At 74.0% G+C, this 26662-nt stretch carries 28 protein-coding genes and 2 tRNA genes; 17 read left to right on the top strand and 13 right to left on the bottom strand.

Going from position 1 to position 26662, the window contains the following annotated elements; genetic code table 11:
- Positions 1-26 precede the first annotated feature (26 nt).
- Positions 27-111: transfer RNA gene (locus ACZ518_RS34260), tRNA-Leu, on the top strand.
- 182 nt (positions 112-293) lie between these two features.
- A tRNA-Leu gene (locus ACZ518_RS34265) sits at positions 294-378 on the top strand.
- Positions 379-505: 127 nt separating this feature from the next.
- On the opposite strand, the gene ACZ518_RS34270 is transcribed toward ACZ518_RS34265, so the two are convergent.
- From ACZ518_RS34270 to ACZ518_RS34280, 3 genes are all read right to left on the bottom strand, one after another.
- Positions 506-1945: an amino acid permease gene (locus ACZ518_RS34270; RefSeq protein WP_469116929.1), complete on the bottom strand. Its 1440-nt coding sequence runs from the start codon at positions 1943-1945 to the stop codon at positions 506-508.
- 222 nt (positions 1946-2167) lie between these two features.
- A complete protein-coding gene (locus ACZ518_RS34275) occupies positions 2168-3718 on the bottom strand; it encodes an APC family permease (RefSeq protein ID WP_469116930.1) in 1551 nt (516 codons plus the stop codon).
- Between the two features lie 26 nt (positions 3719-3744).
- Complete coding sequence (locus ACZ518_RS34280) at positions 3745-4695, bottom strand: hypothetical protein (protein WP_469116931.1); 951 nt, start codon at positions 4693-4695, stop codon at positions 3745-3747.
- Positions 4696-4992: 297 nt separating this feature from the next.
- Between ACZ518_RS34280 and ACZ518_RS34285 the strand changes: the two genes are divergently transcribed.
- Positions 4993-5418 carry an ASCH domain-containing protein gene (locus ACZ518_RS34285; RefSeq protein ID WP_469116932.1) on the top strand — a complete coding sequence of 142 codons (426 nt, stop codon included), beginning with the start codon at positions 4993-4995 and terminating at the stop codon, positions 5416-5418.
- On the opposite strand, the gene ACZ518_RS34290 is transcribed toward ACZ518_RS34285, so the two are convergent.
- A complete protein-coding gene (locus ACZ518_RS34290) occupies positions 5415-7070 on the bottom strand; it encodes an FAD-binding dehydrogenase (RefSeq protein WP_469116933.1) in 1656 nt (551 codons plus the stop codon). The two genes, ACZ518_RS34285 and ACZ518_RS34290, sit on opposite strands and share 4 nt — an antisense overlap.
- An 87-nt stretch (positions 7071-7157) precedes the next feature.
- On the opposite strand from ACZ518_RS34290, the gene ACZ518_RS34295 reads away from it, so the two are divergent.
- The 7 genes from ACZ518_RS34295 (at position 7158) to ACZ518_RS34325 (ending at position 12252) form a co-directional block, all read left to right on the top strand.
- Positions 7158-7751, top strand: a complete 594-nt coding sequence (locus tag ACZ518_RS34295) for an NUDIX hydrolase (protein ID WP_469116934.1) — start codon at positions 7158-7160, stop codon at positions 7749-7751.
- 20 nt (positions 7752-7771) lie between these two features.
- Entirely contained in the window at positions 7772-8170 is a 399-nt protein-coding gene (locus tag ACZ518_RS34300; RefSeq protein ID WP_469116935.1) for a YidH family protein, read from the top strand.
- On the top strand, positions 8167-8487 hold the full coding sequence (locus ACZ518_RS34305; protein WP_469116936.1) for a DUF202 domain-containing protein: 321 nt from the start codon (positions 8167-8169) through the stop codon (positions 8485-8487). The genes ACZ518_RS34300 and ACZ518_RS34305 overlap by 4 nt, the downstream gene beginning before the upstream one ends.
- 83 nt (positions 8488-8570) lie before the next feature.
- A complete protein-coding gene (locus ACZ518_RS34310) occupies positions 8571-8867 on the top strand; it encodes a hypothetical protein (protein WP_469116937.1) in 297 nt (98 codons plus the stop codon).
- Positions 8868-8944: 77 nt separating this feature from the next.
- Positions 8945-9856, top strand: a complete 912-nt coding sequence (locus ACZ518_RS34315; RefSeq protein WP_469116938.1) for an MBL fold metallo-hydrolase — start codon at positions 8945-8947, stop codon at positions 9854-9856.
- A 121-nt stretch (positions 9857-9977) separates the two neighbouring features.
- The gene (locus tag ACZ518_RS34320) at positions 9978-11003 is read left to right on the top strand and encodes a phosphotransferase family protein (RefSeq protein ID WP_469116939.1); all 1026 of its coding nucleotides are present in this window, start codon (positions 9978-9980) and stop codon (positions 11001-11003) included.
- A 13-nt stretch (positions 11004-11016) separates the two neighbouring features.
- Entirely contained in the window at positions 11017-12252 is a 1236-nt protein-coding gene (locus ACZ518_RS34325; RefSeq protein ID WP_469116940.1) for an acyl-CoA dehydrogenase family protein, read from the top strand.
- A 136-nt stretch (positions 12253-12388) separates the two neighbouring features.
- Here the strand turns inward: ACZ518_RS34325 and ACZ518_RS34330 are convergent, their stop codons facing one another.
- Positions 12389-12778, bottom strand: coding sequence for a MerR family transcriptional regulator (locus ACZ518_RS34330; protein ID WP_469116941.1), 390 nt, complete (start codon positions 12776-12778; stop codon positions 12389-12391).
- Between the two features lie 61 nt (positions 12779-12839).
- Here ACZ518_RS34330 and ACZ518_RS34335 point away from each other — a divergent pair, with 61 nt between their 5' ends.
- Positions 12840-13964, top strand: a complete 1125-nt coding sequence (locus ACZ518_RS34335) for an alkene reductase (RefSeq protein WP_469116942.1) — start codon at positions 12840-12842, stop codon at positions 13962-13964.
- 44 nt (positions 13965-14008) lie between these two features.
- Here the strand turns inward: ACZ518_RS34335 and ACZ518_RS34340 are convergent, their stop codons facing one another.
- The 3 genes from ACZ518_RS34340 to ACZ518_RS34350 are packed head-to-tail and all read right to left on the bottom strand — an operon-like array spanning position 14009 to position 17103.
- Positions 14009-14620 carry a TetR/AcrR family transcriptional regulator gene (locus ACZ518_RS34340; RefSeq protein WP_469116943.1) on the bottom strand — a complete coding sequence of 204 codons (612 nt, stop codon included), beginning with the start codon at positions 14618-14620 and terminating at the stop codon, positions 14009-14011.
- A gap of 36 nt (positions 14621-14656) precedes the next feature.
- The gene (locus tag ACZ518_RS34345) at positions 14657-16339 is read right to left on the bottom strand and encodes an AMP-binding protein (RefSeq protein ID WP_469116944.1); all 1683 of its coding nucleotides are present in this window, start codon (positions 16337-16339) and stop codon (positions 14657-14659) included.
- Positions 16324-17103 (bottom strand): SDR family NAD(P)-dependent oxidoreductase, encoded by a 780-nt coding sequence (locus ACZ518_RS34350; protein WP_469116945.1) that lies wholly within the window; start codon positions 17101-17103, stop codon positions 16324-16326. The genes ACZ518_RS34345 and ACZ518_RS34350 overlap by 16 nt, the downstream gene beginning before the upstream one ends.
- 108 nt (positions 17104-17211) lie before the next feature.
- On the opposite strand from ACZ518_RS34350, the gene ACZ518_RS34355 reads away from it, so the two are divergent.
- The 4 genes from ACZ518_RS34355 to ACZ518_RS34370 all read left to right on the top strand — a co-directional run bounded on the left by ACZ518_RS34355 (position 17212) and on the right by ACZ518_RS34370 (position 21436).
- A complete protein-coding gene (locus ACZ518_RS34355) occupies positions 17212-18459 on the top strand; it encodes an exo-beta-N-acetylmuramidase NamZ family protein (RefSeq protein WP_469116946.1) in 1248 nt (415 codons plus the stop codon).
- Between the two features lie 108 nt (positions 18460-18567).
- Positions 18568-19881 carry a serine-threonine protein kinase gene (locus tag ACZ518_RS34360; RefSeq protein WP_469116947.1) on the top strand — a complete coding sequence of 438 codons (1314 nt, stop codon included), beginning with the start codon at positions 18568-18570 and terminating at the stop codon, positions 19879-19881.
- A gap of 150 nt (positions 19882-20031) precedes the next feature.
- A complete protein-coding gene (locus tag ACZ518_RS34365) occupies positions 20032-20628 on the top strand; it encodes a hypothetical protein (protein ID WP_469116948.1) in 597 nt (198 codons plus the stop codon).
- A gap of 34 nt (positions 20629-20662) precedes the next feature.
- Positions 20663-21436 carry a 3-keto-5-aminohexanoate cleavage protein gene (locus ACZ518_RS34370; protein ID WP_469116949.1) on the top strand — a complete coding sequence of 258 codons (774 nt, stop codon included), beginning with the start codon at positions 20663-20665 and terminating at the stop codon, positions 21434-21436.
- Here ACZ518_RS34370 and soxR read toward each other — a convergent pair.
- On the bottom strand, positions 21411-21860 hold the full coding sequence (gene soxR / locus ACZ518_RS34375) for a redox-sensitive transcriptional activator SoxR (protein ID WP_469116950.1): 450 nt from the start codon (positions 21858-21860) through the stop codon (positions 21411-21413). The genes ACZ518_RS34370 and soxR overlap by 26 nt on opposite strands.
- Before the next feature lie 120 nt (positions 21861-21980).
- Between soxR and ACZ518_RS34380 the strand changes: the two genes are divergently transcribed.
- The gene (locus ACZ518_RS34380) at positions 21981-22442 is read left to right on the top strand and encodes a MaoC family dehydratase (RefSeq protein ID WP_469116951.1); all 462 of its coding nucleotides are present in this window, start codon (positions 21981-21983) and stop codon (positions 22440-22442) included.
- On the opposite strand, the gene ACZ518_RS34385 is transcribed toward ACZ518_RS34380, so the two are convergent.
- From ACZ518_RS34385 to ACZ518_RS34395, 3 genes are all read right to left on the bottom strand, one after another.
- Positions 22433-23077, bottom strand: coding sequence for a TetR/AcrR family transcriptional regulator (locus ACZ518_RS34385; protein WP_469116952.1), 645 nt, complete (start codon positions 23075-23077; stop codon positions 22433-22435). The two genes, ACZ518_RS34380 and ACZ518_RS34385, sit on opposite strands and share 10 nt — an antisense overlap.
- 143 nt (positions 23078-23220) lie before the next feature.
- Entirely contained in the window at positions 23221-23508 is a 288-nt protein-coding gene (locus ACZ518_RS34390) for a YiaA/YiaB family inner membrane protein (RefSeq protein WP_469116953.1), read from the bottom strand.
- 59 nt (positions 23509-23567) lie between these two features.
- Entirely contained in the window at positions 23568-24722 is a 1155-nt protein-coding gene (locus tag ACZ518_RS34395) for an acyl-CoA dehydrogenase family protein (protein ID WP_469116954.1), read from the bottom strand.
- An 88-nt stretch (positions 24723-24810) separates the two neighbouring features.
- On the opposite strand from ACZ518_RS34395, the gene ACZ518_RS34400 reads away from it, so the two are divergent.
- Positions 24811-25461 carry a TetR/AcrR family transcriptional regulator gene (locus tag ACZ518_RS34400; RefSeq protein WP_469116955.1) on the top strand — a complete coding sequence of 217 codons (651 nt, stop codon included), beginning with the start codon at positions 24811-24813 and terminating at the stop codon, positions 25459-25461.
- Between the two features lie 82 nt (positions 25462-25543).
- Here the strand turns inward: ACZ518_RS34400 and ACZ518_RS34405 are convergent, their stop codons facing one another.
- Positions 25544-26623 carry a Zn-dependent alcohol dehydrogenase gene (locus ACZ518_RS34405; RefSeq protein ID WP_469116956.1) on the bottom strand — a complete coding sequence of 360 codons (1080 nt, stop codon included), beginning with the start codon at positions 26621-26623 and terminating at the stop codon, positions 25544-25546.
- Positions 26624-26662 lie beyond the last annotated feature (39 nt).

Below are 26662 nucleotides of genomic sequence, written 5' to 3' on the forward strand. Positions count from 1 at the left end.
CGCGAGGAACGTGAGGCGCACACCCTGTCCGGGTGGCGGAATGGCAGACGCGCTAGCTTGAGGTGCTAGTGCCCTTTATCGGGCGTGGGGGTTCAAGTCCCCCCTCGGACACAGACAGAAGGACCCCGCTCCGGCGGGGTCCTTCTTCGTTCCCCGGAGACCCTCCCCGGGGGTCCCGGGGGGCTCCCGGCGGGGCTCCGGGGGCGGGGAAGGGCGTGGACCGGCCACCCCGGAATGTTTGGTAATGTTTTCCACGTCGCAACGGGCCGCGAGGAACGTGAGGCGCACACCCTGTCCGGGTGGCGGAATGGCAGACGCGCTAGCTTGAGGTGCTAGTGCCCTTTATCGGGCGTGGGGGTTCAAGTCCCCCCTCGGACACAGACAGAAGGACCCCGCTCCGGCGGGGTCCTTCTTCGTTCCCCGAAGACGCGGGAACACGGAGGAGGCCCCCGGGCCGGGATCTCGGATCCCGGCCCGGGGGCCTCTCGCGTACGGGCGGACCGGGTCAGTCGTTGGCGGCCGCGAGCTCGGCCACGCGGCGGCGGACCAGGAACCAGCCGCCGACGAGGGCGGCGGCGATCGCCGGGAGGAACATGACCGTGGTGCGGCCGACGCCGCCGTCGCTCCACATCAGAACCAGGACCGCGACCAGGAAGACCAGGGTCACGATCTGGGTGTACGGGGCCCAGGGCAGGCGGTAGGACGGGCGCTCGACGAGGCCGTCCTTCGCCCGGCGCCAGAAGAACAGCGAGCAGAGCATGACCATGGCCCAGGTGCCGAGGATGCCGATGGAGGCCAGGTTGAGGACGATCTCGAAGGCCTCGCCGGGCATCCAGTAGTTCAGGCCGACGCCCGCGACGCCGAAGGCGGCGGTGAAGAGGACGCCGCCGTAGGGGACCTTGCCCTTGTTCATGACGCCGGTGAACTTGGGGGCGGAGCCCGACATGGCCATCGAGCGCAGGATCCGGCCGGTGGAGTAGAGGCCGGAGTTCAGGCTGGACAGGGCCGCGGTCAGGACGACCAGGTTCATGACGCCGGCGGCGCCGGGGATGCCGAGCTTGTCGAAGACCGTGACGAAGGGGCTCTGGTCGGCCGAGTACGCCGTGTACGGGAGCAGCAGGGCCAGCAGGACCACGGAGCCGACGTAGAAGATGCCCACGCGCCACATGATCGAGTTGATCGCCTTCGGCATGATCTTCTCGGGGTTCTCGGTCTCGCCGGCGGCGACGCCGCAGAGCTCGACGGAGGCGTACGCGAAGACCACGCCCTGGATGACCAGGAGCATCGGCAGGACGCCGGAGGGGAAGATGCCGCCGTTGTCGGTGATGTTGGCCAGGCCCGGGGTGTTCCCGCCGATGTCGTGGCTGGTGGCGACGAGGTAGATGCCGACGAGCAGGAAGATCGTCAGGGCGGCGACCTTGACCAGGGAGAACCAGAACTCCATCTCGCCGAAGTACTTCACCGAGATCAGGTTCGCGGTGAGGACGACGGCCAGGGCGATGAAGGCGAGCAGCCACTGGGGGACGTCGGTGAACATCGACCAGAAGTGCGCGTAGGTCGCGGCGGCGGTGATGTCGGCCACGGTGGTCGTGGACCAGTTGAGGAAGTACAGCCAGCCGGCCGTGTAGGCGCCCTTCTCCCCCATGAACTCGCGCGCGTACGAGACGAACGCGCCGGAGGACGGGCGGTAGAGGACGAGCTCGCCGAGGGCCCGGACGACGAAGAAGGCGAAGACGCCGCACACCGCGTAGGCGATGGCCAGGGAGGGGCCGGCGCCGGCGATGCGGCCTCCGGCGCCGAGGAAGAGGCCGGTGCCTATCGCGCCGCCGATGGCGATCATGTTGATGTGGCGGGACTTGAGGTCCTTGCTGTAGCCCTCGTCACCGGCGTCGACAGGGCGGGGGGCCGCCTTGGCGGTGGCCTCGGTCAAGGTGCGATCACTCATGTAGGACTTCGCCTTCGTGGTTCGGTCAGGCAGGTCCGGCAGCCGCGCGCGGGGGAGCTGGGTGGTGTCCCCCGTATCGCGGTACCGGTGATTTTGTCGCCATAGGAGACCACGCGTCTCCGCTACCCGCCAAAATCGGCCACCGAACGCGGAAGCCCCCGGCGACCATGGAAACGGTCTCCGGGGGCTTCGCGGGGGTACGAATACGAGGGCTGCGGGCCGTCAGGCGCCCGGTGCGGCGTCGGCGGCCTGGTCGAGGCGGAAGGCCTCGTTGCCCAGGCCGATCCGGGCGTGGGCCTCGGGGCGGCGGGACTTCAGGAGCAGACCGTGGACCAGTCCGCCCAGGGCGGCGACGGCGATGATCGCGGGCAGGGCCCAGCTCAGCGCGGAGCCCTGCTCGGCGCCCACCAGGACGGCGAAGTCCTTGACGGTGTAGACGACGATGCCGACCAGGGCGAGGCCGGCCAGGCCGGCGGCGACCAGCCGCCAGACCTGGGCGCCGGCGGTGCCGCGGCGGACGAAGAAGGCGATGACGGCGAAGGAGGCCGCGGCCATCAGGGCGGTCACGCCGAGGGCGCCGACGCTGCCCATCCAGGTGAACAGGTGCAGGACGGGGGCGGTGGGGTCGCCGGCCGGCGCGGAGTCGGTGACGGCGAAGACGAGGACGACCACGGCGGCGACGACGGTCTGCAGGAGGGAGCCGGTGGCGGGGGCGCCGGTGCCCGGGTTGGTGCGGCCGAAGCGGGCGGGGAGCAGGCCCTCGCGGCCCATCGCGAAGGCGTAGCGGGCGACGACGTTGTGGAAGCTGAGCATGGCCGCGAACATGCCGGTCACGAAGAGCACGTGCAGGACGTCGGTGAAGGCGGCGCCGAGGCGGCTCCGGGTGAGCTCGAAGAGCAGGCCGGGGCCGGCTTCCGCGGAGGCCTTCACGATGCCGGCGGGGCCGGTGGCGACCGAGAGGGCCCAGGCGCTGAGGGCGAAGAAGAGGGCGACGAAGCCGATGGCGAGGAACATCACGCGGGAGACGACGATGTGCGGCTTGCTGGTCTCCTCGGCGTAGACCGGGGACTGCTCGAAGCCGACGAAGGCGGCGATGCAGAAGCACAGCGCGGTGCCGAGGCCGGCGCCGCCGAGGGCGGAGGGGTCGAACGCGCCCAGGGAGAGGCCTTCGGGGCCGGGCTTGCCGAGGGCGGCGACGTCGAAGACGACGACGAGGGCGCACTCGATGAGGAGCAGGACGCCGAGCACCCTGGCGTTCAGGTCGATCTTGAGCCAGCCGAGCGCGCCGGTGGCGGCGACCGCGATCAGGGCCGGGATCCACCAGGCGACCTGGGTGTCGAGGTAGGTGGCGAAGAGGCCGGAGATCTCGAAGCCGAGGATGCCGTAGACGCCGACCTGCATGGCGCTGTAGGCGACCAGGGCGACGAGGGAGGCGGAGGCGCCGGCCGTGGGTCCGAGGCCGCGCGCGATGTAGGCGTAGAAGGCGCCGGCGTTGTGGACGTGCCGGCTCATCTCGGCGTAGCCGATGCCGAACAGGGCGAGCACGACGCCGAGGATGACGAAGAGCAGCGGCTGGCCGACGATGCCCATGACCCCGAAGATCGTGGGCATGACACCTGCGACGACCATCAGGGGTGCGCTGGCGGCGAGGACGGAGAGCAGCAGTCCGGCGGTGCCGAGCCGGTCGGCACGCAGGGCGCGGTCCTGGCCCTTGTACGTGCGGATCTCGGCCGCGGAGTCGGCTGGGAGCGTGGTGGATCTGCCCGTCGGCATGGCAGGGTCCTTTCGGGGGTGACTGGTCAAGCGGTGCCGAGCGCGGCACTGCGCGCGGCGAGGAAGGCCTTGTGCGGATCGCGGTCCGGGTAGGACCAGGGGGCGCGGGTGGCGTGGTTGCCGATGCGGTGGAAGAGGGCGGCCGCTTCGGCGGGGCGGCCTTCGCAGAGCTTGGCGTGGGCGAGGAAGTTGAGGTCGACCCGGTTGCGGGGGTGGTCCTCGCGCTCCCATTCCAGCCACCAGTCGAAGGCGGAGCGCAGCACCTGGCGGGCGCGGCGGCCGGTCCAGTGCTCGGCGGCCGCAGCGGCGGTGGCGCTGCCGCGGGCGGCGGCGAGGACGCGGAAGCGCTCGGCGTGGGCGATCACGGGCAGTACGGCGAGCGGGGAGTCGGCCGGGGACTCCTCGGCGGCCCAGGCGGCGAAGTCGTAGACCTCGTGGAGCGGGTCGTGGCCGGAGGCGGAGGCGCGTTCGGCGAGCTTGGCGACCATGAGGTGGTGGGCGTGGTGGTGTTCGCGGTGGCGGGCCCGGACCTGGTCGAAGTGGCGGCTGAACTCCTCCTCGGTGCCGAAGGCGCGGGCGAGCATGAGCAGGCCGAGCCAGGGCGTGGGGTCGGCGGGGAGCAGCGCGGCGGCGCGCCGGCAGGCTTCGTCGGCGGCCTCGGGGCTGCCCTTGCCTCGCAGGGCGGTGAAGACGGCGGCGCAGGCGAGGAGGGTGGCGGCGTCGGCGCTGTCGGGTTCGGCGAGCAGCCATTCGCCGGCCCAGGCGGTGGCGGCCGGGGTTTCGGCGAGGACGACGAGACGGTGGCCGCGGCGGTCCCAGTCGTCGCCGGTGGCGACGAGGAGGGTGCGGGCCTTGGCCCAGCGGCCCTGGGTGAACTGGCTCCGGACGGCGACGAGCTCGGAGTCGCACAGGGCGGGGTCGAAGAGCTGGGCGTCCCGTTTGCGGGCGCGGCCGAGGGGCGGCGGAGGCGGGGACATCCGCGGGTTTCCCTCCAGGACGCGGGCGCGGGTGGACTGCGTACGTGGGTGCACGCACGGGGGTACGGGTGGGGCGGGCGGTTCGGTGGTACGCGTGGGGTGCCGACGGCGCGGCTCGATCGTGCCGGTGGTCAGTCCGGATGATCACGCACAGCAAACCGGTAGGCACAGCTCCGCGTCAAGGTCCGGTCCACTGGGTGGCGCATTTCAACTGGTGATCAGAAGGGGCGAGTTGGGACGCAAGTGACGGTTCGAAATGCGGGTGTCGCCTGCGGGGGCGGTCCTTAGGGTGGGCGCATGACGAGCTACGACGATCTCCGCCGCTTCGAGCTGGGCTTCCCCGGCGAACAGCGCGACACCCTGGTGGCCGCCGTGCTGAGCGGCGCCAAGACCACGACGACGGGCCTGATGGAGGAGTACGAGGCCCAGGTCGAGCCGCTGCCCCGGCCGGGGGAGCGCATGGTGCTGGTGGACTCCGGGGAGCAGCCGCTGGCCGTCCTGGAGGTGACGGACGTACGGGTGCTGCGGCTGGCCGACGTCGATCTGCGGCACGCCCTGGACGAGGGCGAGGGCTACGCCTCGGTGGCCGAATGGCGCTCCGCGCACGAGGGGTTCTGGCACAGCGAGCCACTGCGCGCGGAGCTGGGCGATCCGGCCTTCACCGTCGACGACGACACCCTCGTGGTCGCGGAGCGCTTCCGGATCGTCCGGGACACCCCCTAGCCGACCGCCCGGGCCGCCGCGCGGCCCGCGGCGCGGCCCGAGAAGACGCAGCCTCCCAGGAAGGTGCCCTCCAGGGCGCGGTAGCCGTGGACGCCTCCGCCGCCGAAGCCGGCGGCCTCGCCGGCCGCGTAGACCCCGGGCAGCGGATCGCCGGAGGGGGTCAGGACGCGGGAGGACAGGTCGGTCTCCAGGCCGCCCAGGGACTTGCGGGTCAGGATCGAGAGCCGGACGGCGATCAGCGGGCCCGCCGCGGGGTCCAGGATGCGGTGCGGGGCGGCGGTGCGGATCAGCTTGTCGCCGAGGTACCTGCGTGCGCCGTGGATGGCCGTCACCTGGAGGTCCTTGGTGAAGGGGTTGGCGATCTCCCGGTCGCGGGCGGTGATCTCGCGGCGGACCGTGGCCTCGTCGAGCAGGTCCTCCTTGGTGAGCTCGTTCATCCGGCGGACCATCGCCGTCAGGTCCCGCTCCACGATGAAGTCGGCGCCGTGGTCCATGAAGGCCCTGACCGGGCCGGGGACGGCCTGCCGGGCCCGGTTGATCACCTCGCGGACGGACTTCCCCGTCAGGTCCGGGTTCTGCTCGGAGCCGGAGAGGCCGAACTCCTTGCCGATGATGCGCTGGTTGAGCACGAACCAGGTGTGGTCGTGGCCGGTCCGCATGATGTGGTCGAGGGTGCCGAGGGTGTCGAAGCCGGGGAAGAGCGGCACCGGCAGCCGCTTGCCGGTGGCGTCGAGCCACAGCGAGGAGGGGCCGGGCAGGATGCGGATGCCGTGCCGGGCCCAGATGGGGTTCCAGTTCTCGATGCCCTCGGTGTAGTGCCACATCCGGTCCTTGTTGATGTGGCTGGCCCCGGCGGCCTCGGTGATGCCCAGCATCAGCCCGTCCACGTGCGCCGGGACCCCGGAGAGCATCCGCGCCGGCGGGGTGCCGAGCCGGTCGGGCCACTGTGCGCGCACGAGGTCGTGGTTGCCGCCGATGCCGCCGCTGGTCACGATCACCGCCTGGGCCCGCAGGCTGAACGCGCCGACCGCCTCACGGCTGCTCGCGGTGCCGCGTACGGCGTCCGAGGGGGCCAGGACCTCGCCGGTGACGGTGTCCACGGCGCCGGCGGTGGCCGACAGCCCGGTGACGCGGTGGCGGAAGGCGAACCGGACCAGCCCGCGGGCCGCCCCGGCGCGGACCCGCCGGACGAAGGGCTCCAGCAGACCGGGGCCGGTGCCCCAGGTGATGTGGAAGCGGGGCACGGAGTTGCCGTGGCCGTTGGCGTCGTAGCCGCCGCGTTCGGCCCAGCCGACCACCGGGAAGAAGCGCACCCCGCGGGAGTGCAGCCAGTGCCGCTTCTCGCCGGCCGCGAAGTCCACGTAGGCCTCGGCCCAGCGGCGCGGCCAGGCGTCCTCCTCCCGGTCGAACCCGGCGGTGCCGAACCAGTCCTGGAGGGCCAGCTCGCGGCTGTCCTTGATGCGCATGCGGCGCTGCTCGGGCGAGTCCACGAGGAACAGGCCGCCGAAGGACCAGTGCGCCTGGCCTCCGATCGACTGCTCCGGCTCCTGGTCGAGGAGGATCACCTTCCGGCCCGCGTCGACGAGCTCGGCGGTGGCCACGAGGCCCGCGAGGCCCGCTCCGATCACGATCACGTCAGCGTCGTACGTCATGCCTGCCGGTCCTCCGGTCGGTCGGTGGTGGGGCAGATCCTTTGCTACGGAGCGGTAACCAGTCAACAGCGGTGGTTGGATGGATCCATGGATCCCGCTGACGAGGTACTGGACGTGGTGGACCGGGACGACCGGGTCGTCGGTCGGGCCCCCCGGGGCGAGGTGTACCGCCGGGGACTGCTCCACCGGTGCGTGTTCGTGCTGGCCAGGGACGCGGAGGGGCGGGTGTTCGTGCACCGGCGGACCGCGTCGAAGCTGGTCTTCCCCTCGTACTACGACATGTTCGTGGGCGGGGTGCTGGGCGCCGGGGAGCAGTACCCGGAAGCCGCGCTGCGCGAGGCCGGGGAGGAGCTCGGGGTGAGCGGGCTGCCGCGGCCGGAACCGCTGTTCAAGTTCCTCTACGAGGGTCCGGGCGGCGGCTGGTGGTCGTACGTGCACGAGGTGCGGTGCACCCTGCCGGTGGCTCCGCAGGCCTCGGAGGTGGACTGGCACACCTGGCTGCCGCAGGAGGAGCTGGACCGGCGGGTCGTGGGCGGGGAGTGGCCGTGGGTGCCGGACGGGCTGGAGGCGTACCGGCGGCTGCGCGCCTTCCGGGAGGGCGGGACCTTCCCGGAGGGCGGGACCTTCCCGGAGGGCGGGACCTTCCGGGAGGGCGGGACCCAGCCCGCGCCGGGTCCGTGACGGGGACGTAAATTGGCCATGTGATCGACTTCGTCAAGGACCTGCGGCTCTGGTTCGCACCGGAGCGGGTGCGGGACGAGGGCGAGACGCCGGACTACCGCTTCTCCCTCGCCAACGAGCGGACCTTCCTCGCCTGGATACGGACCGCGCTGGCCCTGGTGGGCGGCGGGTTCGCGGTGGACCAGTTCCTGCCGGACCTGCGGTGGGGGGTGCGGATCGGGATGGCCTTCGCGCTGCTGGCGGTGGGGGCGGCGTGCGCGCTGCGGGCCGTGAACCACTGGGTGGGGTGCGAGCGGGCCATGCGGCGGGGCGAGGACCTGCCGGTGTCGCGGTTCCCGGTGGTGCTGAGCCTGGGCGTGGGGCTGGTGGCGACGGCGATGGTGGTGGTCGTGCTGCTGGGCTGGACGGCCGGGCGGTGACCGGTCCCGGTACGGCGGCCCGCGACGCGGGGCTCCAGCCCGAGCGGACGCGGCTGGCGTGGCGGCGTACGACGCTGGCCTGCTCGGTCACGGCGGTGCTGGCGCTGCGCCAGGCCCTGCACGGGACGGGCTCGCGGGTGGAGGTGGCCGGGACGGCGGTGATCGCGCTGATCTGGGCGGTCTTCCTGTGGCTGGCGCACCGGCGGGTGCGGGAGCTGGCCGGGGCCCGGCCGCCGGGGCTCTCTCCCCGGGTGGCGCTGGGGGTGGTGCTGTGTTCGGTGGGCCTGGCGGTGTTCGCGATGGCGGTCATCGTCTGAGCCGCTCGTCCGATGATCAGGAGAGTGCCGCGCCACGGGGACACAACGGGCGTCGCGGGGCATTGCGGTCTAGCCTCGGCCGCATGACGACCCTGCACCAGGAACACCCCACGCACGCCCACGAGCACGGCCCCGGCTGCGGGCACACGGCGGTCGAGCACGGTGACCACCTGGACTACGCGCACGACGGCCACCTGCACCGGCAGCATTCGGGGCACTGGGACGAGTGCGAGACCGCCGAGCACGCCCCGCACGAGGAGCACGACCACCGGCACGGCGAGGGCTGCGGGCACGACGCGGTCCCGCACGGCGACCACCTGGACTACCTGCACGACGGGCACCGGCACGCCCAGCACGACGGCCACTACGACGACCACTGACGGCCCCGCTCTCCCCGGCCGCAACCCCGGCTGACAGGATGCTGACCGCCTGTCACAGCGATCCGGGGAGAGCGTCCATGACCGTCGAAGAGCCGTACGTCGTCCAGCCCGCGGCCGGGGTGTACGCCTACGTCCAGCCCGACGGGGGCTGGTGCCTGAACAACGCCGGCTGGATCAGCGACGGCGGGCGCACCCTGCTCGTCGACACCGCCGCCACCGAGCGGCGCGCGCTGGCCCTGCGCGAGGCCGTCGTGGCGTCCGGGGTGCCGCTGCCCCGGACCGTGGTCAACACCCACCACCACGGCGACCACACCTACGGCAACGCCTCCTTCGCCCCCGAGGCCGTGATCGTCGGCCATGACAACGCGCGCGCCGAGCAGCTCGCCGCCGGGCACCAGCTGGAGCTGATCTGGCCCGCGACCGACTTCGGGGCGATAGAGATCACCGCGCCCGACCTGACGTACACCGACCGGCTGACCCTGCACGTCGGCGACACCGAGGTGCGGGTGATCCACCCGGGCACGGCCCACACCACCGGGGACTCGGTCGTGTGGCTGCCCCGGCAGCGGGTGGTGTTCACCGGCGACCTGGTCTTCGCGGGCGGCACACCGTTCCTCGCGATGGGCTCCCTCGCCGGGTCGCTGCGGGCGCTGGAGCTGCTGCGCTCGCTGGGAGCGGAGACCGTCGTACCGGGTCACGGGCCGCTGACCGACGCCTCGGCGTACGACGCGACCGAGCGGTACCTGCGGTACGTGGCCGGGCTGGCCCGGGAGGGCCGGGGCGTGGGCCTCACTCCGCTGGAGGTGGCCCGTCGGGCGGACCTGGGCGAGTTCGCGGCCTGGCGGGAGAGCGAGCGGCTGGTGGCGAACCTGCACCGGGCGTACGCCGAGCTGGCCGGGGAGCCCGAGGGGGCGCCGCTGGACATCATGGCGGTGCTGCGGGACATGACCGTGATGAACGGCGGGACTCCGATCCTGTGCCACGCGTGAGCTGAGGGGGGTCGGCCGGAGGAGTTCTTTCGGCCACCCCTATGGACGGCATACCGACTGGTCGGCATGATGGCTCCCGGACCGAGAATCCCGTCGTCGACTTCGTACGGAGGCGCGCCCCATGACCCCAGCCGATCCCCGAGGCCTCGATCTGCGGAGGCTGCGCGGCCATCTGGACGCCGCGCGGCCCGGGCTCACGGCGGGGCCGCTGAGCGGCCGGCTGATCGAGGGGGGCCGGTCGAACCTGACGTACGCGGTCACCGACGGCGCCTCCCGCTGGGTGGTGCGGCGCCCGCCGCTGGGGCACGTCCTGGCCACCGCGCACGACATGCGGCGCGAACACCGGGTGATCTCGGCCCTGCACGGGACGGCCGTACCGGTGCCCGAGCCGCTGCTGCTGTGCGAGGACGAGGAGGTGCTGGGGGCGCCGTTCTACGTCATGGAGCACGTGGACGGGGTCCCGTACCGGACCGCCGGGCAGCTCGCGGAGCTCGGCCCCGAGCGCACCCGGCGGGCGGTGCTGGGCCTGGTGGACACCCTGGTCGACCTGCACGCGGTGGACCCGGAGGCGGTCGGCCTGGGCGACTTCGGCCGGCCCGAGGGCTTCCTGGACCGGCAGCTGCGCCGCTGGGGCAAGCAGCTCGCGGCCTCCCGGGGACGGGAGCTCGCCGGGATCGACGAACTGCACGGGGCGCTGGGACGGGCACTGCCCCCCTCCCCCGCGCCGACCGTGGTGCACGGGGACTTCCGGCTGGACAACGTCCTGATCGGCGGGCCGGACGACACGATCCGGGCGGTCCTGGACTGGGAGATGTCCACGCTGGGCGACCCGCTGACCGACCTCGGCCTGCTGGTGATGTACAGCTCCGACCTGGGCCTGAGCGAATCCCCGGTCAGTACGACGAGCGGGGCGCCCGGCCATCCGGCGCCCGCCGAGCTGGTCGAGCGGTACGCCGCCCGCTCGGGGCGGGACACCGCGTCGATCGCCTGGTACACGGCCTTCGCCTGGTTCAAGCTCGCCGTGATCCTCGAAGGCATCCACTACCGGTACACGCTCGGGCAGACGGTCGGCGCCGGCTTCGACCGGATCGGCGAGCTGGTCCCGGTCTTCATCGAGCACGGACTGACCACCCTCCAGGAAGGCTGAGGAGACGCACGGCATGGACTTCGCATTCGACACCCGGACCGAGGAACTCCGCGGGCGGCTGCTCGCGTTCATGGAGGAGTACGTCTACCCGGCGGAACCCGTCGCCGCCGAGCAGCGCGCACGGCTGGCCTCGCCCTGGGACACCCCGGCCGTCTTCGGTGAGCTGAAGGCCGAGGCGCGCCGCCAGGGGCTGTGGAACCTGTTCTTCGTAGACCAGCACGGCCTGCCGGACGGGGAGTACGGCGCGGGGCTGACCAACCTCCAGTACGCCCCGCTCGCCGAGATCACCGGCCGCAGCCCGCACCTGGCTCCGATGGCGACCAACTGCGCGGCCCCGGACACCGGGAACATGGAGCTGCTCGCGCAGTTCGGCGACGAGGCGCAGAAGAAGCAGTGGCTGGAGCCGCTCCTCGCCGGGGAGATCCGCTCCGCCTTCGCGATGACCGAGCCCGAGGTGGCCTCCTCGGACGCGTCGAACATCGAGACGCGCATCGAGCGGGACGGCGACTCGTACGTGGTCACGGGGCGCAAGTGGTACATCTCGGGGGCGATGAACCCGGACTGCAAGGTCTTCATCGTGATGGGCAAGACCGACCCGGACGGCGCCGATCCGCGCCGCCGGCAGTCGATGGTCCTGGTTCCGCGCGACACCCCGGGCGTGGAGGTGCGCCGGGCGATGACGGTGTACGGGTACGCGGACCACGACCACGGCGGCCACGCCGAGGTGGTCTTCGACGGGGCCCGGGTCCCGGCGGGGAACCTGATCGGAGGGGAGGGCGCCGGCTTCGCCATCGCCCAGGCCCGGCTCGGCCCGGGCCGGATCCACCACTGCATGCGGCTGATCGGGATGGCGGAGCGGGCCGTCGAGCTGATGTGCCGGCGCGCGGTGGGGCGTACGGCCTTCGGGAAGGAGCTGGCCGCGCAGGGAGTCGTGCAGAACTGGATCGCGGACGCCCGGGTCACCATCGAGCAGCTGCGGCTGCTGGTGCTGAAGACGGCCTGGCTGATGGACACGGTCGGCAACCGGGGCGCGCACACCGAGATCCAGGCCATCAAGATCGCCACCCCGCGCGCCGTCGTGGGGATCCTGGACCAGGCGGTGCAGCTGCACGGCGCGGGCGGGGTCAGCCAGGACTTCCCGCTCGCCGAACTGTGGGCGGCGGCGCGGACCCTGCGGCTGGCGGACGGCCCGGACGAGGTGCACCAGCGCTCGCTGGCGCACCGCGAACTGAAGCCCTACCGCGCCTGAGCCGGGTGCGGCGCGAGGTCAGCGGGTCCGGTGGGGTCGCGCCCGGCGAACGCCAGGAGCCGCTCCGCGCGGCGCACCCCTCCGGAACGGCCGGGGGCGGCGCGTACCCGTAGCCCCGGAACCGAGTCGAACCGCATCACGCGCCGGCGGGGCCCCGGGGGACCGTGGAGCGGCCGGACGCCGCCGCGATGACCTCGTCCAGCACCTCGCGGGAGCGGACGAGGTCGCCGATCATCCGGTCGATCCGGTCCCGCTCGCCGGCCAGTTCGGCCACCAGGGCGGGGGTGGCGCGCACCGAGGGGCCGCCGTCCTCGTCCCGCATGCAGGGCAGGATCTGCCTGATCCTGGAACTGTTCAGTCCGGCCGCGTAGAGCTCCTGGATCCGGATGACCCGGTCGACGGCCCGCTCGGGGAAGTCCCGGTGGCCGCCGGGCGTCCGGTCGGACGCCAGCAGGCCCTGCTGCTCGTAGTAGCGCAGCGAACGCTCACCGACCCCGGTGAGCGCCGCCAGTTCACCGATCCGCACGGCCACCTCCTGGGCACTCGCCCTTGAACCTGACACTGGTGTCAGGTTCTACGGTACCGGCATGACGCAGACACGACAGACCCCCGCCGCATCCCGCCTCTTCGAACCCGCCCTCCTCGGCGGCCTGGAGCTGCCCAGCCGCCTGGTGATGGCCCCGCTGACGCGCAACCGCGCCGGGGCCGACGGGGTGCCCGGAGAGCTCATGGCCACCCACTACGCGCAGCGCGCCTCGGCCGGCCTGATCATCGCCGAGGGCACCACCCCGAACGCCGTCGGGCAGACCTACCCGCACATCCCCGGCATCCACACCCCGGCGCAGACCGCCGGGTGGCGCCGGGTCACCGACGCCGTGCGCGCCGCCGGCGGGCGGATGTTCCTCCAGCTCCAGCACGGTGGCCGGGTCGGGCACCCCGACACCAGCGGGCACGTACCGCTCGCGCCGTCCGCCGTGCGCTTCCCGGAGCCGCTGGAGACCCCGGGCGGGCCGCGGGAGGGCGTCACGCCCCGCGTGATGAGCGAGGAGGACATCCGCTCCACCATCGCCGACTTCGCGAACGCCGCCCGCAACGCCGTCGAGGCGGGCTTCGCCGGGGTGGAGGTGCACTCCGCCAACGGCCATCTGCTCCACCAGTTCCTCGCCGGGAACACCAACCTCCGCACCGACGCGTGGGGCGGGTCCGTCGAGAAGCGGATCCGGTTCTCCGTCGAGGTGGTCCGGGCCGTCGCCGAGGCCGTCGGCCCGGAGCGGGTCGGCGTACGGATCTCCCCGGGGACCAACGTCAACGGCGTACGGGAGGACGACACCGAGCGGCTCTACCCGGCGCTGGTCGCGGCCCTGGCGGAGCTGGAGCCGGTCTACCTGCACCAGGTCCACTCCGACCCGGACCAGCCCCTCTTCGCGGAGATCCGCAGGGCCTGGCCCGGCACCCTGATCGCCAACCCCCGGCTCTCCCACGAGGAGCTCGCCGCCGACGCGGGCCGGCTCCGGGGCGAGCGGCTGCTGGCCGCGGGCGCCGACCTGGTCGCGCTCGGGCGGGGGTTCCTGGCCAACCCCGACCTGGTGGAACGGCTGCGCACGGGCGCGCCGCTCAACGCGCTCCGCCCGGAGTTCCTGATGCACGTACACGGCCCCGAGGGCTACAACGACTACCCGGCACTGGCCGGAGCGGCGGCCGCCGTTGTCTAGGGGGTGTCGTGTGGGTCAGCCCGGCCTGATCCACACGGCACCGCCTAGGGGCGCAGGGAGCGGAGCAGGAGGTCGGCGAGGTGTTCGGCGACCTGGTGCGGGGTGAGCGGGCCGTCCGTGCGGTACCAGGTGGACAGGTGGTGCACGGAGCCGAAGTAGTAGTCGACCACCAGGTCGGCGGGCGTGGCCGTGGCGAAGACCCCGCTGCGCATGCCCTCCTCGACCAGCGCGCGGAACCGCTCGTGGTAGCGCCGGCGCTCGGCCCGTACCTGCTTGTACTTCTCCGGTCCGAGCTGGTGCATCGACCGGAAGAAGATCATGGCGTCGTCGAGGTTCTCGATGGTGGTGACCACGACGTCGGCGGCGGCGGCCCGCAGCCGCTCCTCGACGGGGGCGTCGGAACCGGCCACCGCGTCCAGGCGCTGCTGCTGGAGGCGCAGCATGCGCGCGTACACCTCGTGCAGCAGGTCGTCCTTGGAGCCGAAGTAGTGGTAGAGGGCGCCCTTGGTGACCCCGGCCGCCTCGACGATCTCCTGTACGGAGGTGCGGTCGTACCCGCGTTCGGCGAAGAGCCTGGTGGCGACGGCCAGCAGCCGCTGCGGCACCGGGGTCTCCCGGTTTCCGTCCTCGGGGCCCTCGGTGGTCCTGGCGGCCATGGCGCTCGCCTTCCTCTCCTGATCCTCCGACTGTTTTCAGCCGCGGTCGCGCAATTCTCGTCGCAGGATCTTGCCACTGGTGGTCTGCGGAAGGACAGGCAGGATCTCGACCTGGCGCGGGTACTTGTACGCGGCCAGGCGCTCGGCGCAGTACGCGGCGAGTTCCGCCGGGCCGGCCGAGGCGCCCGGGCGCAGGCTCACGTACGCCTTCACCGTCTCCCCGCGGTAGGCGTCCGGGACGCCGACCACGGCCGCCTCGCGTACGGCGGGGTGGGTGTAGAGCACGTCCTCCACCTCCCGGGGCCAGACCTTGAACCCGGAGGCGTTGATCATGTCCTTCTTGCGGTCGACGACGTAGAGCCAGCCGTCGGGGTCCATGAACCCGACGTCCCCGGTGCGCAGTTCGCCATCCGGGAAGGCCGCGGCGGTGGCGTCGGGCAGCCCCCAATAGCCGGGGACGACCTGCGGCCCGCGCACGGCTATCTCCCCGGTCTCCCCGAGCGGGAGCTCGGCGCCGTGCTCGTCGAGGATGCGTACGCGGGTCTGCGCGCCCGGGACCCCGACGGAGAGGGTGCCGGTGGCGGGGTCGACGGGCGCTTCGAGGTGCGCGGGGACCGAGGCGCAGGGGGCGGTGCACTCGGTGAGGCCGTAGCCGTTGCGCAGGTAGAACCCGAAGGCGGCGCGGAGGCGTTCGACGAGCGCGGGCGGGAGCGGGGCGCCGCCGGAGGAGACCACCTGGAAGGAGGTGAAGTGGTCCCGGGTGGCGTCGGGGTGCGCGGCGAGGGCCATGAAGGCGGTGGCCGGGCCGATGGTGTAGGCGGGGCGGTGTTCGAGGAAGGCGTCGAGGACGGCCCCGGGGTGGAAGCGGTGGGTGAGGACCAGGGTCCCGGCGTTGACGAAGCAGGCGGCGAGCTCGCAGACCAGGCCGGTGATGTGGAAGAGCGGGGCGAGCGCGAAGTACCCGGCGCCCTCGGGGAGGGGGTGGCCGGTGACCTGCCGGGTGGCGTTGTAGGTGATCGCCCCGTGCGGGTTCATGGCGCCCTTGGGGGTGCCGGAGGTGCCGGAGGTGTAGCTGATGAGGGCGGTGTCGGCGGCGGTGAGCCCGGGGTCGGCGGGAGCGGGGCGGCCCTGGCGGGCCACGTCGAGCAGGTCGGCCGCACCCGGCGCCGGGGCCTGGGGCCGGGGCCGGGCCGGGAGGACCCGGGGGTCGTTCCGGGTCTGGAAGTCGGTGTTCCGGGCGGTCAGGACGGTCCGTACGGCGGAGTCGTCCACCGCCCCCCGCAGGTACCCCTCCCAGGCGTCCCCCTCGCACACGAGCGCGACCGCCCCGGAGTCCCGCAGGACGTGCCCGGCCTCCCCCGCCTTGTACATCGGGTTCAGCGGGACGACCACCGCCCCGGCCTTCCACGCGGCCAGCACCGCGAGCACGAAGTGCGGGGTGTTCTGCAGCATGACCGCCACCCGGTCGCCCCGCCCGACCCCCCGCCCGGCGAGGTACCCGGCCAGCGAGTCGGAGAGGGCGTCGGCCTCGGCGTACCCGATCCGCCCGTCGAAGTACGCCAGCGCGGGACGCCCCGGCGCCCGGGCCACGGCGGCCCGGAAGGCGTCCAGCACGCTCGCCGGCGGCGCCACCGGCGCCAGCTGGGCGGGGCTCAGCCGGCCCAGCCACGGCCGGGCGGCGTAGGGGGACCCGGAGGGGGGCGTCACGAGCCCTCCCACTTCCGCTGGAGGCGGTTCATGGAGTGCAGCCACCGGTCGGGGTCGGTCGCGCGGGCGGTGTGGAAGTCCGCCACCTCGGGGTGCGGGAGGATCAAGAACCGGCCCTTCTCCATGCCGTCGAACAGTGCTTCGGCGACCGTTTCCGGCTCGATCGCGGTCGGCGCCAGGACCAGTTCCCCCGCCGAACCGGAGGCGGTCAGCATGTCGGTGCGCACCCCTTGCGGGCAGATGGCGTGGACCTGGACGCCCCGGTGGCGGTAGGTCAGCGACAGCCATTCCGCGAAGGCGAGGGCACCGTGCTTCGTGACACTGTACGGGGCCGCTCCGATCATGGTCAGCAGCCCGGCGGCGGAGACCGTGGACACGAAGCGGCCGCTGCCGCGCTCCAGCCAGTCGGGCAGCAGGGCCCGCGCGGCCCGCACGTGCGCCATGACGTTGGTGTCCCAGGCGGCCTCCCAGACGGCCTCGTCCGCGAAGGCGTCGCCGCCCGAGGCGAGTCCGGCGTTGGCGCAGTACACGTCGACCGTGCCGCCGAGGGCCTCGCGGGCCTCCCCGACGACCGCGGAGGCGTCGCCGGGGACGGCGATCGCCCGGGCGCCGGTCGCGTCGATGGCGGCGGCCACGGAGGCGGCCCTGGCGGCGTCGAGGTCGTTGACGACGACGGTGGCCCCTTCGGCGGCGAAGCGGTGGGCGAGGGCCGCGCCGATGCCGCCGCCCGCGCCGGTGACGACGACTCGCTGGTCCTGGTACGCGCTCGCGCTCACGGGGGTCACCTTTCGCCACTGCCGACTGCCGGCCGGACCGGCCGGATCCCGGCAGACTAACCAGTCGGTATGTGCCGGCGGAAGGGGTGCGGGGCCTAGCGTGGCGGGATGACGCTGTCGCGACGCGGGGTGCTGGGGATGGCGGGGGCCGTGGGGGCCGCAGGGGCCCTGGGGGGCGCGGGGGCGGGGCAGGCGGGCGCCGCCGAGCGGGTGCGCACCGGCTTCGAGCGGCTCGCCGCCGACGGGTACGCGGAACTCGCCGGGCAGCGGGTCGGGGTGGTCACCAACCCCACCGGGATCACCGCCGACGCCCGCCACCTGGTCGACGTACTGCACGCCGACGAACGGGTGGACCTGGTCGCGGTGTTCGGGCCGGAGCACGGCTTCCGCGGGACGGCTCAGGCGGGCGGGTCCGAGGCGGCCGGCCGCGATCCGGCGACCGGGCTGCCGGTGTACGACACGTACGGCAGGAGCGGGCAGCAGCTCGCGGACGTGTTCACGGCGGCGGGCGTCGACACGGTCGTCTTCGACATCCAGGACGTCGGGGCGCGCTTCTACACCTACATCTGGACCCTGTACGACTGCATGCGCGCGGCCGCGCTCGCCCGCAAGGCGGTGGTGGTGCTGGACCGGCCCAACCCGGTGGGCGGGCGGCGGGCGGCCGGGCCGGTGCTGGAGCGGGCGTACGCGAGCTTCGTGGGCCGGGAGCCGATCGCGCTGGCGCACGGGATGACGGCGGCCGAGCTGGCCCTGCTGTTCAACGGCGAGTTCCTGAAGGGCGCCGGCCCCCGGCTGCGGGTGGTGCCGGTGTCGGGGTGGCGCCGGGGGTCCTTCTTCGGGGAGACGGGCCTGCCCTGGGTGCCGCCGAGCCCGAACATGCCGACCCCGGACACGGCGCTCGCGTACGCGGGGACCTGCCTCTTCGAGGGGACCACCCTGTCCGAGGGCCGCGGTACGACCACGCCCTTCGAGGTGGTCGGCGCGGAGGGCGTCGACCGGCGGTGGGCGGAGGCTGCGAACGGGCTGGGGCTGCCCGGGGTGTGGTTCCGGGAGACCTGGTTCACGCCCGCCTTCTCCAAGCACGCCGGCAAGGTCTGCGGCGGGGTGCGGCTGGTCGTGCACGACCGGGAGGCCTTCGATCCGGTGCGGGCGGGGATCGGGCTGCTGGTGACGGCGCGGCGGGTGTGGGGCGGCTTCGGGTGGCGGGCGGACCACTGGATCGACCGGCTGACCGGCTCCGACCGGGTGCGGACGATGGTGGACGCGGGTGCGGGGGTGGACGAGGTCGCGGGCGCCTGGGCCGCCGGGCTGGCCGGGTTCTCGGCGGTGCGGGCGGGGTATCTCCTCTACCCCTGACCCGGACCGGGGCTCCCTCGCGGACCGGTGCGGTCACGGGTCTGGCCGACGCGGCCCGTCGGCGGGATGCTGCGAGCACCGGAGGCGGCGCGCGGGAAGGGGGAGGCCATGGTGGACAGCGGTGGTGCGGCGGCGGCCGGAGCCGGGATCGGGGTGGGCCCGTACCAGGAACTGACCTTCGACGCCCAGGGCGACGTGGATCCCGCCACGCGTGCCGCGGTGGCGCGGATCGAGGCGACGGACCTGCTGGTCTTCGCCCACGGCTGGAACAGCGACCGGTCCACCTCGACCCGGCTCTTCGACCGCTTCTTCGCCCCCTTCCCGGGGTTGGTGGGGGCGGGGGTGCGGCTGGGGTACGTGGGGGTGGTGTGGCCGTCGATCCGCTTCCCGGACGAACCGATCCCGGACTTCGACCCGCACGGCGCCCTGCCGGGGGCGGGCGCCGGGACGGCTCTCGACGACGCCACGCGCGCGGCTCTCGGGGTGTTCTGGCCGGGGCGGGAGGCGGAGCTCGACCGGGTCGCCGAGCTGCTCGCGGAGCGGCCGGAACCGCCCGCGGCGCTCGCCGAGTTCGGGGCGCTGGTACGCCAGCTCGTGCACGCCGACGCGGTGGGCCCGGCCGTCGACCCGGAGGCGCCGGCCGTCTTCGTCCGGGACACCGCCGAGGTGTGCCGGGCCCTGGCGGAGGCCCTGGCTCAGGCAGGGGGCGGTGACGGGGGCGTCGAGGGGGGCGTGCCGGAGCTCGCGCTCGGCGACGGGGTGCGCTCGTTGTGGGGCGGGGCCAAGGAGCTGCTGCGCCAGGCCACGTACTACGAGATGAAGAGGCGGGCCGGGGTGGTCGGCGAGCACGGGCTCGGCCCGGTCCTCACCGATCTCGCGGGACGCCGGCCGGCCCTGCGCGTCCACCTGGTCGGCCACAGCTTCGGCGCCCGGGTGGTGTCCTTCTCCCTGCGGGCCGTGCCGGACGGGGCGCGGCACGTGAAGTCGCTGACGCTGCTCCAGGGGGCCTTCTCCCACTACGCGTTCAGCGAGCGGCTCCCCCACGACCGGCGGCGGGGCGGGGCCCTGGGCGGGCTCCAGCGCCGGGTGGACGGACCGGTGGTGGCCTGCCATTCCGCCCACGACTCGGCGCTGCGCGTGTTCTATCCGCTGGCCTCCCGGATGGCGGGTGATTCGGCCGGTCTGCTCGGCTTCGACGAGCGGTGGGGCGCGGTCGGGCACGACGGGGTGCAGGCGGTGCCCGGCGCGCCGCGGCTGAGCCTGGAGGCGGCCCTGCGGGGCGGGCTGCCGGAGGCGGGTTGCGTCAGCGTGGACGCGGGCTCCGTGGTGCGCCGCGGCGGTGCTCCGTCGGGGGCGCACAGCGACATCTGCCACGAGGAACTGGCCCGGATCGTGGTCGGGGCGGGGCGCATGGGGCGCTGAGTTCCGGCCATGTGCCACCCGCACGCCTCGACCGCCCCCGCATGCGCCCGCATCCTGCCGGGCATGTTGGGCACGTCGCGGGGGGTCGCTTCGTTCGACGGAGTGACGCGGTCACTGGTGTGGGCATGGCACGGCGGAGGTGAAGGTACGGTGGCAGGTTTTCGGAGTCTGGCCTACCAGGTGCGCGACGCGCGCAACGACCGGGCCCTGCGGCGCCATTCGCTGCGCCGCTGCCTGGAGCGGTTCGCGCCCTACGGGCACCGGGCGACGTGGTGGCACCTGTGCGACCGGCACGGGATCGCTCCCGAGGACCGGGGCGCGGACCCGCTGCGGCTGGTGGCGGCGCTGGAGGAGCTGGAGGAGGCGCGGGCGGTCTGGCTGGAGTACGAGCGGCAGTTCGCGGAGCGGCGCAGACGCGAGAAGCACCACGGGGTACGGCGGCCGGAGTGGGCCTGGGGCGGCAGCGGGGACGCCGTGGTGCGCTGCGCCGACCCGGGTGTGCGGCCGGAGGGGACGCTGGGCGAGGTGCTGCGGCGGCTGGTCGCGGCCCTGGAGTCGGAGCCGGGGACCGCGTGCCCGGTCTGCGGCGAGGAGGAGCTGCGCTGGCCGGCCGCCCTGTCGGGGCCGGCCGTGTGGGCCGGGGCCTGGTCGTGGGACGGGCCGGTGTGCGGGGGCTGCGGGATCGTGGTGCCCCGGCCGGCGCTGGCGGAGGCCTCGGCGGGGCACGAGGCGGCGGGCGCGGCGTGAGCGGGGCGGGCGGGGCCGGCTGGGCGGGTGCGGCGTGAGCGGGGCGGGCGGGGCCGGCCGGGCGGGTGCGGGGGTGCTCCAGGTCGCGCTGAACGGCTCGCGGGGCGCGGCCGACGGGGCGGCGGTGCCGCTGTCCCCGGGGGATCTGGCCCGGTCGGCGCTGGAGGCCCTGGCCGCCGGGGCCGGCGAGGTGCTGGTGCACCCGCGGACCCCGTGCGGGCGGGAGAGCCTCTCGCCCCGGGTGGTGGGGCCGCTGCTGGAGGAGTTGCGCGGCACGGGGGTCCGCGTACCTCTGACGGTTCCGGCGGGTGTCGCGGCCGAGCCGGATCCGGCGGGGCGGCTGGAGCGGGTGCGGTCCTGGACGGTGCTGCCGGACCGGGCGGTGGTGCCGTTCGCGGAGCCCGGGGCCCGGGAGCTGGCGGTGGCCCTGCTGGGGCGCGGGGTGGCGGTGGACGCGGTGGTCCCGCTGGGCGCCGGGGCCGGGCCGGAGCCGCTGGCCCGGTTCCTGGAGTGGGCGGCGCCGGAGCCGGCCCGCGTCCGGCTGGTGGCGGAGCTGGCGGAGGCCGATCCGGCGCTGGTGGCGGGGCTGCGGTGGCTGCCGCCGGTGCCGGTGGTGCTGTACGGACGGGAGGCCGCCGCCTGGCCGGTGCTGCGGCTGGCAGCGCGGTGCGGTGCGGGCGCGCGGATCGGCGTGGCGCAGGTACTGCACCTTCCGGACGGGCGGGCGGCCCGGTCGAACGCCGAACTGGTGGCGGCCGCCGTGGAGTTGCGTGGGGCCGCGGCTACTGCGAGAGCCTGGAGCCGGTGAGGCGCTCGCCGAAGACGTCGTCCGGGTTGGACAGGGCGCAGTTCTTCAGCGAGAGGCAGCCGCAGCCGATGCAGTCGGACAAGTGGTCGCGCAGGCTGCTGAGTTGCCGGATCCGCTGATCCAGTACGGCGCGCCAGTTCTCGGAGAGCCGCGCCCAGTCCTCGCGGGTGGGGGTGCGCTCCTCGGGCAGTTCGCCGAGCGCCTCGCGGATGCTGGCGAGCGGGATGCCCACGCGCTGGGCGGCCCGTACGAAGGCGACCCGGCGCAGTGCCTCACGGCTGTAGCGGCGCTGGTTGCCGGAGGTGCGGCGGCTGCTGATCAGCCCCTTGGCCTCGTAGAAGTGCAGGGCGGAGACGGCCGCCCCGCTGCGCGCGGACAGCTGGCCGACGGTGAGTTCGTGGACTTTCTCGGGAATCTGCGGCACACGGCCGAGCCTAGCCGGACGTCCGTTGACAGACGTACCAGGGCCCCAGCATGCTGAGCAAGCGCTTATTCGACTGAGGGGCCGGAAACGGCAGTGGACAGCGGAAGACAGGGGCAGGGCATGGCCGAACCGAGGATCTTCACATCCGCCGAGGAGCTGCGCGCCGGCATCGGCGAGCCGCTCGGCCCGAGCGGGTGGCTGGAGGTGGACCAGAAGCGGATCGACCTCTTCGCGGACGCGACCGGGGACCACCAGTGGATCCACGTGGACCCGGAGCGCGCCGCGGCCGGGCCCTTCGGCTCCACCATCGCGCACGGCTATCTGACGCTGTCGCTGCTGCCGAGCCTGGTGCCGCAGATCATGCGGGTCGAGGGCATGCGGATGGGCATCAACTACGGCACCGACAAGGTGCGTTTCCCCGCCACCGTCCCGGTCGGCTCGCGGCTGCGCGCCACCGCCGTGATCACCTCGGTCACCGAGGCGGGCGGGGGCGTACAGGTCGCGGCGACGGTCACCGTGGAGCGCGAGGGCGGCGAGAAGCCGGTGTGCGTCGCGGAGTCGGTGTCGCGCTACTACTTCTGAGCGGCCCCGGCGGCCGGGCGCGCGCCCACCATCCGGAGCACGAGGTCGGCGTACAGCGCGCCGACCTCGTCGGGCGTGCGGTGTCCGGCGGTGCTGAACCAGCGCGCCACGTCGATGCACAGCGACAGCACGGCGAGCGTGGTGCCCGGGACGTCGGGAACGTCGAACTCCCCGGCCCGCACGCCGTCGGCGAGGATCCGGCGCACGGCGGCGTCGCTCAGCCGGCGCAGGGCGACGATCTCGGAGCGGTGCTCCGGGGCGAGCGCGTCGAGCTCGTACTGGACGACGCGGGCGGTGGTGTGGTGCGCGGCGTGCCAGCGCACGAAGGAACGCACGGCCGCGTCCAGCCGGTCGGCGGCGGCCCCCGGACCGGAGGCGGCGGTCTCCAGGATCTCCAGCGCCTTGTCGTGCCCTATCCGGCTGATCCGGTGGAGCAGTTCTTCCTTGGTCTTGTAGTGGATGTAGAGCGCGGCCGGGCTCATCCCGGCGCGGCCGGCGATGTCGCGGGTGGTGGTCGCGTGGTACCCGCGCTCGGCGAAGGCGTCGACGGCCGCCACGAGCAGCCGCCGCGCGGCGTCGGGGGTGACCTCCGACCACGGCTGGTAGCCGCCGGTCGTCTCCGCCGCGCTGTCCATCGCTCGCCACCCTCTTCGTCCTGTAGGAAGACGCCAGCTTACCGGAGGGTGAGCAAGCGCTTAGGCCGCCTCTTGTGGATCAGGCCGGGCCCGCGGCGCCCTGATCCAAAGGACACGGCCCGGGACAGCGGACGTCCCGGGGGCTATTTCGGCGAGAAGGGGTCGAACTCCGCCATGATCTTCTCCATCCGCGCCTGATCGACCCGGCTGACGATCTGCGTCGCCTCCTGCCGGTCGCGGATCACCTTGGCCAGGGTGAAGGCGGAGGTGGTCAGGTAGAGGACGGCGATCCCGAGGAAGGACCGGACCCAGCCGTCGACGTCCATGTTGTAGATCCCCACGGCCACGGCGGCCAGGGCGATGCCGAAGGAGGCGACGGCCTGGCCGTAGTACGCCCCCGTGTTCTGCTGCTTGACCGGTGTCTCGTTCATGGGCCCAGCATCGGGCTCCGTGACGCGGACCACATCCGTGCGGGTACTCAGACGGGTACTCAGAACGCGGAGACCCCGGTGCGGGCGCGGCCGATGAGCAGCTTCTGGATCTGACTGGTGCCCTCGTAGAGGGTCATGACGCGGGCGTCGCGCAGCAGCTTGCCGGCCGGGTACTCGTCGACGTAGCCGTAGCCGCCGTGCACCTGCAGGGCGTTGCCCGCGGCGCGCACCGCGGCTTCGGAGGCGAAGAGCTTGGCGGTGGAGGACTCGGTGGCGAAGGGCTGCCCGCGGTCGATCAGGTCCGCGACCCGCCAGGTCAGCAGCCGGGCCGCGTCGACGTCGACCGAGATGTCGGCGATCAGCTCCTGCACCAGCTGGTGGTGGGCGATCGGCTTGCCGAACTGCTCGCGCCGGGCCGCGTACGAGACCGCCGCGTCCAGCGCGGCCTGGGCGATGCCGACGCAGCCGGCGGCCACCGACATCCGCCCCTTGGCCAGGGCCGACATCGCCACGGAGAAGCCCTTGCCCTCGGGGCCGAGCATCGCGGGGGCGGGGACGCGGACGGCGTCGAGGGTGAGTTCGGCGGTGGCCTGGCCGCGCAGGCCGAGCTTGCCGCGCACCTCACGGCGGGTCAGGCCGGGGCTGTCGGCGGGGACCAGGAAGGCGGAGATGCCCCGGTGGCCGGGGGTCGCGGGGTCGGTCCGGGCGAAGAGGAGGACCACGTCGGCCCAGGTGCCGTTGGTGATGAACATCTTGCTGCCGCTGATGACGTACTCGTCCCCCTCGCGCACGGCGCGGGTGGTGAGGGCGGCCGCGTCGGAGCCGGTGCCGGGCTCGGTCAGACCGAAGCAGCCGAGCGCCTCGCCGGAGCACAGCCGGGGCAGCCAGGCGCGCTTCTGCTCCTCGGTGCCCCAGGCGGCGACGGTCTTGGCGACCAGGCCGAGGGAGACGGAGACGATGCCGCGCACGGCGGAGTCCCCGCGGCCGAGCTCCTCGGTGACGAGTACGTAGGAGAGGTGGTCGCCGCCGGAGCCGCCGTACTCCTCGGGGACGGTGAGGCCGAGGAAGCCGAGGTCGCCCAGCTTCTTCACGATGGAGCGGTCCACGCTCTCGGCGCGGTCCCACTCGGCGGCGTACGGGGCGATCTCGCGGTCGGTGAACGCGCGGGCGAGGCGGCGCACGGCCTCCTGCTCCTCGCTCAGCTCCAGGTTCACGGGGCCCTCCGGGGCGTGGTCCGGCCGCTCTCGGGCTCTTAAACTAGCGGCGGTAGTTTATTGCGGGGCAGGGCCTACTATGTGGCGCATGGCCAGACCGCGCAAGCCCCTCCTCAGCAGAGACCGCATCGTCGAGGCGGCGGGCGCGCTCGTGGACGAGGAGGGCCTGGAGGCGGTCTCGACGCGGCGGCTGGCCGCCGCCCTCGGGGTGAGCGGGCCCTCGCTCTACAACCACTTCCGGACCAAGGACGCGATCCTGGAGGCGGTCGCGGACGCGGTGAGCGCGAAGGTCGACCTGTCGATGTTCGACGGCGGCAAGGACTGGCGGGGCGCCCTGTACGACTGGGCGCACTCGTACCGGGAGGCCCTGTCGGACCACCCGAACATCGTGCCGGTGCTGGCCCGCGGGCCGGGCCGGCGCCCGGCGGGGCTGCGGCTGGCGGACGCGGTGTTCGGCGCCATGACGGCGGCGGGGTGGCCCCCGGCCCAGGCGACCCGGATCGGCGCTCTGATGCGGTACTTCATCCTGGGCTCGGCGGTGGCCTCGTTCGCCGGGGGTTTCGTGGACGACGAGACGGCGTACGACCCGGCGGACTACCCGCACCTGGGCCAGGCCCACCTGCTGGCGGAACGCCGGCGGGAGGTGGACGAGGGCGCCTTCGAAACGGGCCTGGCGGCCCTCCTGGACGGCCTGACCCTCCAGTACGAGGCCCTGCGGGCCGGCGCGCCAGGGGCGTAGGGCCCGGGCCGCGCGCCGGGGTGCAGGGCCCGGACCGCGCGCCGGGGGCGTGGGGCCCGGACCGCGCGCCGGGGGCGTGGGGCTAGAAGACCACCAGCGAGCGGCCGCCCTTGCCCGCGACCATCGCGTCGAAGGCCGCCGGGATGCCGTCCAGGGTGATGCGGTCGGTGACCATGGAGCCCAGGTCGAGGCGGCCGGCCCGGACGTGTTCGGCGATCACCGGGAGGTCCCGGGCCGGGTCGCTGTTGCCGTACACGCAGCCGCTGAGGGTGCGGGCGAAGTGGAAGATCTCCAGCGCGTGGAACGCCACCTGCTGGTCCTTGCCGCCGATGCCGACGACCGTGGTGCGGCCGCCGCGGCGGGTGGACTCCCAGGCCGTGCGGATGGCCGCGGCCCGGCCGACGCACTCCACGGCCACATCGGCGCCCTGCCCGCCGGTGAGGCCGCGGATCTGCTTGGCGGTGGTGTCGGAGGCGAGGACGAACTCGGTGGCCCCGGCGGCGCGGGCCAGTTCCTCCTTGGCCGGGGAGACGTCGACGGCCACGACCGGCCCGGCCCCGGCGATCCGGGCGGCCTGGAGGGCCGCGAGGCCCACCCCGCCGACGCCGAACACCGCCACCGACTCGCCCGGGCGGACCTGGGCGCTGTGGTGCACGGCTCCGTAGCCGGTCAGGACGGCGCAGCCGAGGAGGGCGGCCTCGGCGAGCGGGATCCCGGCGGGCGCGGGCAGCACGCAGTTCGCCGCGACGACGGTCTCCTCGGCGAAGGCGGCGACGTTGAGCCCGGGGTGCAGCTCGTTGCCCTCGGCGTCATGGGCGTAGACCGCGCCGACCCCGGTCAGCGCCTTGGCGCAGAGCCAGACCTCGCCGATCCGGCAGTGGTGGCACTCCCCGCAGGACGGCGCCCAGTTGAGCACCACCCCGTCGCCCGGGGAGACGTGGGTGACGCCCTCGCCGACCGCGAGGACCGTCCCCGCGCCCTCGTGGCCGAGGACGGCGGGGACGGGCACCCGCATGGTGCCGTCGGTGAGGGACAGGTCGGAGTGGCAGACCCCGGCCGCGGCGAGCCGCACCCGGACCTGCCCGGGTCCGGGGTCGGGCAGCACGATGTCCCGTATCTCCAGCGGGGCTCCGACGGCGGGCAGGATGGCGGCGCGGACCATGGTCGTCGTCTCCGTGTCTTCGGGGCTGCGGGGGCTTCG

Source organism: Streptomyces sp. NPDC033966, assembly GCF_055575955.1.